The sequence below is a fragment of the Deltaproteobacteria bacterium genome (genome assembly GCA_021159305.1).
Lineage (GTDB): Bacteria > Campylobacterota_A > Desulfurellia > JAGGSF01 > JAGGSF01 > JAGGSF01.
In genome coordinates this window covers 1-2,513 of record JAGGSB010000041.1, presented here as the reverse complement: position 1 = coordinate 2,513, position 2,513 = coordinate 1, and the positions used below count along the sequence as shown (strand labels likewise).

The 2,513-nt window shown below is 33.9% G+C and carries 5 protein-coding genes; all 5 read right to left on the bottom strand.

The window, feature by feature from the left end:
- Positions 1-13 precede the first annotated feature (13 nt).
- Complete coding sequence (locus tag J7J10_02905) at positions 14-154, bottom strand: hypothetical protein (GenBank protein MCD6129882.1); 141 nt, start codon at positions 152-154, stop codon at positions 14-16.
- Positions 155-275: 121 nt separating this feature from the next.
- Complete coding sequence (gene cas2, locus J7J10_02900) at positions 276-539, bottom strand: CRISPR-associated endonuclease Cas2 (protein MCD6129881.1); 264 nt, start codon at positions 537-539, stop codon at positions 276-278.
- Entirely contained in the window at positions 540-1,532 is a 993-nt protein-coding gene (gene cas1b / locus J7J10_02895) for a type I-B CRISPR-associated endonuclease Cas1 (GenBank protein MCD6129880.1), read from the bottom strand.
- Positions 1,533-1,542: 10 nt separating this feature from the next.
- The gene (locus J7J10_02890; protein MCD6129879.1) at positions 1,543-1,956 is read right to left on the bottom strand and encodes a PIN domain-containing protein; all 414 of its coding nucleotides are present in this window, start codon (positions 1,954-1,956) and stop codon (positions 1,543-1,545) included.
- On the bottom strand, positions 1,940-2,170 hold the full coding sequence (locus J7J10_02885) for a type II toxin-antitoxin system prevent-host-death family antitoxin (protein MCD6129878.1): 231 nt from the start codon (positions 2,168-2,170) through the stop codon (positions 1,940-1,942). The genes J7J10_02890 and J7J10_02885 overlap by 17 nt, the downstream gene beginning before the upstream one ends.
- Positions 2,171-2,513: the final 343 nt, after the last annotated feature.

The window sequence follows — 2,513 nt, the reverse complement described above, 5'->3', positions numbered from 1 at the left end:
GCCTATTGTCGTTTCAATTCCTTATAGGTAGAGTAAAAATTATATATCCTCCATAGACCAGATGCAGATAAGGATGTTTCAATTCCTTATAGGTAGAGTAAAAATCCACCGCATTCCTACAGCTATGCGATGCTAAATTTTCAAAGAGCGGCATTTACAATCTCTGTATATCAATATTTTGCTGTAAAAGCAAGAAATCTATGTTCGTCTATTCCTAAGCGTTTTTGCATTATTATACATAGACGAACCTGTCTGCCAGACAGGCAGGTTTAAATTTATAGGATTATATCCTGCCCGCCCTTTTCTAATCCCATAATTTCACGACGGCTGTAGCGGGTAGTCCTGAAAGTATAAATTATTACAGAATCTTCCTTTTCATTCATTTTCTTTCTGAGTTCCATTTTTAACTTTTCCAGTTTCGCTTTTGTTATCTCACCTTCAAATACAGAATTTTGAACCCATACAAGATATTTTCTGCATATCTTTAGTATTTTTGCCACTCTTTTCACATTTATGTCATATACAATAATTGCAAACATTTACCACCCGGAAACATAAGGTTCATATTCACCTTCACTCATTAGATGTTTTTCTATTTTATACAATTCAAGCCGAATTAATGTTCTATATGATACATTTCTCCCCAAACTTTTATGTTTAATTGTGGTCTTTAGCCTTTCGTCCATTTCCCTTATAAACAGTTCTCTGCCCTTTTCATTCAGCACTATTCCATTCAATCTTTTTTCAAAGTGCTGGGATTTAATGATATTTTTATTTACAAGCTTGAAGATAAGACGGTCTACAACAATGGGTTTGAATATTTCCGCTATATCTAAATTCAAGCTGAACCTTCTAAAATTTGTTGCATGTAGAAAACCAATGCGGGGATCTAAATGAGTTTTATAAATTTCACTCAAGGCAATGGTATACATAATGGAATTTCCAAAACTAATTAAGGCATTCAATCTATTTTGAGGCGGTCTTCTCGTCCTTCCTCCAAATACAAAGTGCTTATCATCCAAAATTTCATCGAAACAGCCGTAATATTGCTCTCTAACATTTCCTTCAATGGCCATAAGTTCATTAATATCCGAACAAGTTGAAATAGATTCTGCAAGTGTTTCTATATTCTCAAGGACGGGCTGAACAGATTTTCCCCGGTTTGCATAAAACCTAAGCACACGAATGATGTTTTCTTTTGCCCCATGGACAAATTTTATAGCAAGAGCTATACGCTTTTTTTTATTTAGATAATGTTCGGCTTGCTTTAATATCATATATCCTGAATTAAGGTGTTCCCTGGGATAAAAAGAACCAACATAATAACCATAGTGGTTGAAAAAATGCAAAATAATTTCACTCTGGGTGAGAAATTCCAGGATGCGTTTGTTGATTGTTACCTCACCAAAGATCATGATTTCACCTGTATTTTCCACCGGCACATACTTTTTGCCGTTCTCGTTTTCAAAAAACAAGGTATTTTGTTTTCGCTTCAGCTCACCATCAGAAAAGATATAAATCGTCTTTTTCATATACCAAACCTCAGCTTTTAAATAGCTTGATAAGTTCAACTGGAGAAATAATTTTTACAGGCGAATTTCTGAAATCTTTCTCATTTCTGGTCACTATGTAGTTAACCTTTTTTTTCTTACCACACCACGCCTGAAGGGCATCTTCAAAATCCCTCAGGTCTAAATTTAGTGCTTTTTTTGTGTCGCCTTTAGTAACCTCAATGACATCAACTATTTCAAAAAGCTGACTTAAAATCTCTTTAGCCTTTTCTCTATCAGTGTATTTTTTGAGGATGTAAAAAATATCGGTAACGCTTGAAGCAGTAAGGAATGCCTCTATTTTGTCTTTCTCCGCTAAAGTAATAATTTCCTTTGCTGCCGGTGCGAATGGTTCTCTGGCAATAAGAAAATCAAGGATAACATTGGTATCAATGAGCACTTTCATATTTTTTCAGTCTTTCTGCTCTTTCCTTTTTTAGATCAACTTCTGCCTTTTTAATCGCTCCAAACAGAGTGTTGGTAATGGGTGTTTCTCTTTCTTTTATGGGAACAAGCTTGGCAATAGGTTTCCCTCTTTTAATAATTATCATTTCTTGTTTTTCTGCAAGCTTTAAAAATTTACCAAGATTTCTTTTGAGTTCGGTGGACGCCACGAACATTCTTACCTCCTATTATTAATCATTTTAATAGTAGTAATTTTTGTCCATTTTGTCAAGAAGATAAATGGTCAATTTATATAAAAACAAAATGATTAATGCAGAAAAGAAAGTTTTAATCCCTTTTCACGGGTCAATTTTATTATTTATATTTTCCGCATCTCTTAACAAAAAACACAACGAGGAGAAGCAATCTCATATTAATATTAGCCACGGATAAACATGGTTGATGGTTGATGGTTGATGGTTTTTTCTAAACGCATAATATCTCGTATTTTCTTAACATAAATTTTCATAATGCGACAGAAAAAGAAAGAAAATGTTGTATTCTCATCTCCCTTGCCCC

What these genes read in the sequence shown, in the direction of transcription:
- J7J10_02905 (MCD6129882.1), bottom strand. Translation starts at nt 154, where the DNA reads ATGCCGCTCTTTGAAAATTTAGCATCGCATAGCTGTAGGAATGCGGTG.
- cas2 (MCD6129881.1), bottom strand. Translation starts at nt 539, where the DNA reads ATGTTTGCAATTATTGTATATGACATAAATGTGAAAAGAGTGGCAAAA.
- cas1b (MCD6129880.1), bottom strand. Translation starts at nt 1,532, where the DNA reads ATGAAAAAGACGATTTATATCTTTTCTGATGGTGAGCTGAAGCGAAAA.
- J7J10_02890 (MCD6129879.1), bottom strand. Translation starts at nt 1,956, where the DNA reads ATGAAAGTGCTCATTGATACCAATGTTATCCTTGATTTTCTTATTGCC.
- J7J10_02885 (MCD6129878.1), bottom strand. Translation starts at nt 2,170, where the DNA reads ATGTTCGTGGCGTCCACCGAACTCAAAAGAAATCTTGGTAAATTTTTA.